The organism is Deferrisoma sp. (genome assembly GCF_054681715.1).
Genome location: NZ_BAAHFQ010000192.1, coordinates 1 through 5,067, shown reverse-complemented (window position 1 = coordinate 5,067; position 5,067 = coordinate 1). Strand labels below are relative to the sequence as shown.

The window sequence follows — 5,067 nt, the reverse complement described above, 5'->3', positions numbered from 1 at the left end:
GTGACCACCGAGTCCGTCGGGTCCGCGCTGACCTTGGCGTCCGATATGCCCACCACGAGCGTTTCCGCCATGGAGCCTCCCTGGGGTGAAGGGGGAGAATACCAGACGGCCGCCGAAAAGCGAAAGACGCGCGGGCCGCGGATCCGGGCGCCGGACCGCCCCCGAGCGCCGTTTCCAACCCGACGCCGACCGGGCGAGCGTTCTTGAAGCCCTGTTGGCCGTTTGTTATAAAGGGCGCCGGTTTTGGCCGGCGCTCGGGCCGGCCCTGTGGGATCGAGGAGGAGCGATGCCTGTCATCACGATTTCGAACCAGTTTGGGGCCGGCGGGCCGGAGATCGGGAGGGAACTGGCCAAGCGCCTGGGGATCGATTACCTGGACAAGGAGATCATCCACCGGGTCGCCCTCGAGGTGAACGTCCCGGACGAGGACGTCGAGGAGTTCGAGGAGGAGCACCACAGCAAATTCAAGAGCTTCTTCTCGACGATCTTCGACCTGGACGCCCTCAAGAAAAAGGCCAAGACCCGGCCGGAGCAGTTCGAGGAGGGGTACGACGAGCGCGACAAGATCCCGTTCCACTACCGGGTGGACGGGTGGATCGACAGCGACATCTACAAGCAGATGATCGTCAAGGTCATCACCGCCCTCGGGCAGCGCCGGGGGGTGGTGATCGTGGGCCGGGGCGGCCAGGTGATCCTCAAGGACAACCCCCGCACCCTCCACGTGCGGATCGTGGCCAACGAGGACGATCGTGTCGCGTGGACCGCCCAACGCCGGGGGCTCTCCCTCGACGAGGCCCGGGACTTCGTGCACCGGGTGGACGCCCGCAGCCACGACTACCTGCGGTTCTACTTTGACGTCGATCCCGACGAGCCCACCCTGTATCACCTGATCCTGAACACGAGCCGGATCGACCGCGGCCGGTGCGTGGACATCCTCGAGGGCCTGGCCCGGGACCTCGCGGCCACGGAGCCCGCCGAGGAGGAGTAGCAGGATTCAAGTTTCTCCTCCCCGCTGCCGATCCCTATCCGGTAGGAACGGTCGGGATGGGGGCGCAAGGAGGTGTCCGGTGCGCAAGGCGGTGATCGGGGGGATCTTGTTCCTGATCGGGATCGCGGCGCTGCCCAGGGCGGCGCGGGCGGGGGAGGTGAGCCAGTACCTGGTGGACGGCCGCGTGTACGTGGCGGTGCTCCTCGACGCCGAGGGCCGGGCCGGCGAGGTGGCCTGGACCGATACCGTGACCGGCCAGCGGGGGGAGGCGCCGTGCTGGCGCGCGGAGGACGGCCGATTGCTGGTGGGGTTGCCCTCGGGCCGGGTGGCCGAGGCCCACCTGTTGCCCCGGCTGGCCCTGGTGCTCGACCGACCGCCGTGGGGAGGCGCGGGGCGGTCCCTGGGGGTCAGCCTGGATTGACCCCAGAGGTTACCGACACGAAGGGCCCGGCGACGGGCCTTTCGTTTTGGGCTTGACTTACGCAAAACTTACGCATAGTCTTTTGGTCGTTGGTCGTTGGTCGTTGGTCGTTGGTCGTTGGTCGGGTGCGAGGGATGCGCCCCGCACTGCGAGCGCCCGGCCGCGCCCGTCACCTGGTCTGAGCCACGCGGAGCCCCCATGGTCCCTCCGAAACTCACCCCGAAACAGAAAAGGGTCCTCGAGTTCGTGCGCGGGTACTGGGCGCGGCACGGCGTGGCGCCGACCCAGCAGGAGATCGCCCGGCACTTCGGGTTCCGCTCGCTCGGCACGGTGCAAAACTACCTCAAGCGCCTCGAGGCCCAGGGCGTCCTCCGCAGGGAGTGGAACGCGAGGCGGTCCCTGGAGGTGGGGGGCACGGCCCCGGAGACGCGGGCGGGGGCCGAGTTGCCCCTCCTGGGGTACGTGGCGGCGGGGAAGCCCATCGAGGCGGTGGAGGCGCCCGAGACCTTCGAGGTGCCGGCCTCCATGGCCGGGGCGGGGGAGCGGTATGTGCTCCGGGTCAAGGGGGACTCGATGGTCGAGGACGGGATCCTCGACGGGGACTACGTGGTCGTGGAGAAGCGGGAGACGGCCCGGCCCGGGGACACCGTGGTGGCCGTGGTGGACGGCGAGGCCACGGTGAAGCGGTTCCATCCCGGGCGGGGCGAGATCGAACTGTGGCCGGCCAACTCGGCCATGGAGCCCATCCGGGTTACGCCGGACCAGGAGTTCCGGATCGTGGGGCGGGTGGTCGGGGTCATCCGGTTTTGCCGGTGAGGAGGAAGCCGTGAGCCGTCTGGAGCGCACCGTCCAGGGGTTTTCCGCCGCCATCGGGTTCTGGCTGGGGTTCCTGTGGGCCCTGGAGCGCTGGGTGCCGGGGATGGGTTCGGTTCTGGCGGCCGGAGCCGGCCCCGGGGCGGCCGTAGCCGCCGGGTTCGGGCTGGGCGCCGCCTGGCTGTGGCCCGGGGGGGGGCCGCGGGGCGGCCTGCGCATGGTGGTGGCCCCGACCGGCTTTGCCCTCGCCTTCCTCGCCGGTGCCGGCCTGACCTCCCTGGCCCTCCGCCTGGCCCAGGCGCTCACGGGCTAGCGCCGCCGCGTCTCGGTAGGCCCGCAACGTTTCCCCCCGAAAAGCAGCACCTCGATCTCACGCCACGGTACGGACGGTTTCCACTTCTTGGCCTCACGCCACGCACGCAACGAACGCCACGTTAGGTTATTCGTTGTTCGCCGTTGGCTGCCGGCCTCCTCGCAAGCGGCGGCAGTTTTGCCCGTCCGCCCGTCCACGCGTCCTAACGTCCGCGCACCCCCCCTTTGCCCTCCCCGGCGCCTTGTGCTACAAGCGAACGGCGTTCTCCAGCCCACCACCCTAGGTTCGAGAGGGGGATTCATGCACAGCCGCAAGATCTTCGTCGCCCTGGGGTTCCTCGCCCTCCTCGGGTTCGCCGCCTGCTCCAAGAGCCCGGAGGAGAAGTTCGCCCTCCACAAGGCTCGCGGCCACGCCTACCTCGAGGACGGGAAGATCGACGAGGCGATCCTGGAGCTCCGGGGCGCCCTCCAGGTCAAGCCGGACTCGCCCGAGGTGCTGTTCGACCTGGGGGAGGCCCTGCTTCGCAAGGGGCAGATCCGGGAGGCGTACCAGGCGTTCCGCAAGGTCTCCGAGCTCGAGCCCGACAACCTGGACGTCCAGATCCGGCTCGGGAACCTGGAGCTCCTCGCCAACATGGCGGCCGAGTCCCGGGGGAGGGCCGAAAAGGTGCTGGCCGACGCCCCCGACCGGGCCGACGCCCACCTGCTCCTCGGGAAGGCCTACCTCCGGGAGAAAAAGCTCGACGAGGCCCTGGCCCAGTTCGACAAGGCCATCGAGCTCGACCCTGAAAACGCCGGCTACCACCTCGTCAAAGCCACGGCGCTTCTGGCGGGGAACCGCCTCGCCGAGGCCCGGAAGGCCGTGGACCGGGCCCTGGAACTCGACCCCGCGAGCCGCGACGGCCTGTTGCTGCTGGCCCAGATCGCCGACCTCCAGAAGGACTCCGAGGCCGTGGACCGGGCGTTCACCCAGGCCCTCAACACCTCCCCCGACGACCCCGCGGTGTGGCTGAGTTACGGGAACTACTGGATGACGAAGGGCGAGGTGGACAAGGCCATCGACGCCTTCCGGAAGGCCGGGGAAAAGGAGAAGAACACCACCCGGGGCTGGGAGAAGGTGGCTGAGATCGCCCTGGCCCGCCGCGACCTGGACCTCGCCCGGGAGGCCGTGGCCAAGATCCGGGAGAAAAACCCCAAGAGCGCCGCGGCCCTCTTTTACGAGGGTCGGATCCTGCTCCAGGAGCGCAAGTTCAGCGAGGCCTCGGCCCGGCTGGCCCAGGTGCTCGAGCAGTACCCCGAACACCCCGAGGCCCACTACTTCCAGGGCCTCGCCCACTACGGCGCCGGAAGCCTCGAGCTCGCCCAGGCCGACCTGGAGAAGGCCGTCCAGCTGAATCCCGGGTTCTACAAGGCCCGGATGCTCCTGGCCCAGGTGCTCCTCGACCGGCGGGATTTCGAGGGGGCCCTCAAGGCCACCGATCCCCTGGTCTCGACCCCCAAGATCCACACCGAGGCCGTGCTCATCCGGGCCACGGCGCTGCTCGGCATGGACAAGCTGAAGGAGGCGAAAACGCTCCTCGAGGCCCTGGTCAAGGCCGTGCCGGGCCACGGCCGGGCCTGGGAGCGGCTCGGGGTCACCTATGCGGGGTTGAAGAAGCCCGACGAGGCCCTGAAGGCGTTCCGCAAGGCCATGGAGGCCGACCCGGCGAACCTGCGGCCGGTGGTCCTGGCCTCGGCCCTCCTCACGGCCCAGAAGAAGACGAAGGAGGCCGTCGCATTGGTGGAGGAGCACATCCGGGAGGGCGGCGACACGGCCGCCGCCCGGATCTTGCTCGCGAAGACCCGGCTCGCGAACAAGGACGTGGAGGGCGCCCGGAAGGACCTCGAGAAGGCGATCGAACTCGACGAGAACGCGGCCGAGGCCTACCTGCTCTTGGCGCGGCTCCAGAGCGGCCCCGACGCCGGCGACAAGGCCCTGGCCGAGCTCGAGAAGGCCCTGGAGAAGCGGCCCGACTACCTGCCCGCCTGGGTGCTCAAGGGCTCCCTCCACGACCTGCGGGCCGAGTACGACCAGGCCAACGAGGCCTACCGCAAGGTGCTCGAGCGAAACCCCGACTTCATCCCGGCCCTGAACAACCTGGCCTGGAACCTCTCGGAGCACGGCGGAAACCTCGACGAGGCCCTCAAGTTCGCCGAGCACGCCGTGGAGCTCGCCCCCGAGTCGCCGCCCTTGAACGACACCCTGGGCTGGATCTACGTGAAGAAGGGGGTGCCCCTGAAGGGTCTGCGGCACCTGGAGATCGCGGCCGAGGGCCTGCCCGAAAACCCGGTGGTCCAGTACCACCTGGGTGTGGCCTACGCCCGGGCGGGCGAGAAGGCCAAGGCCCGGAAAGCCCTGGAAAAGGCGCTCCAGATTGCCAAGACCTTCCCGGGCGCCGAGGAGGCCCAAAAGGAGCTCGAGGCCCTCAAAGCCGACTGAGGCACGGTGGACGTTAGGACGCTGGGACGTTAGGACGGGGGGACGCGCGAACGT

Annotated in this window: 5 protein-coding genes; all 5 read left to right on the top strand. The window is 69.4% G+C overall.

The annotated features are described in order from the left end of the window. Window positions 1-286: 286 nt before the first annotated feature. The 5 genes from ACY0I8_RS16220 (at window position 287) to ACY0I8_RS16200 (ending at window position 5,013) form a co-directional block, all read left to right on the top strand. Window positions 287-988 (top strand): cytidylate kinase-like family protein, encoded by a 702-nt coding sequence (locus tag ACY0I8_RS16220; RefSeq protein ID WP_461395572.1) that lies wholly within the window; start codon window positions 287-289, stop codon window positions 986-988. A 79-nt stretch (window positions 989-1,067) separates the two neighbouring features. After that, entirely contained in the window at window positions 1,068-1,409 is a 342-nt protein-coding gene (locus ACY0I8_RS16215; RefSeq protein ID WP_459942478.1) for a hypothetical protein, read from the top strand. Between the two features lie 198 nt (window positions 1,410-1,607). Further along, on the top strand, window positions 1,608-2,225 hold the full coding sequence (gene lexA / locus ACY0I8_RS16210; protein WP_461395571.1) for a transcriptional repressor LexA: 618 nt from the start codon (window positions 1,608-1,610) through the stop codon (window positions 2,223-2,225). 10 nt (window positions 2,226-2,235) lie between these two features. Beyond that, entirely contained in the window at window positions 2,236-2,535 is a 300-nt protein-coding gene (locus tag ACY0I8_RS16205; RefSeq protein WP_461395570.1) for a hypothetical protein, read from the top strand. A gap of 300 nt (window positions 2,536-2,835) precedes the next feature. Beyond that, window positions 2,836-5,013: a tetratricopeptide repeat protein gene (locus ACY0I8_RS16200; protein WP_461395569.1), complete on the top strand. Its 2,178-nt coding sequence runs from the start codon at window positions 2,836-2,838 to the stop codon at window positions 5,011-5,013. The last annotated feature ends 54 nt before the right edge of the window (window positions 5,014-5,067 follow it).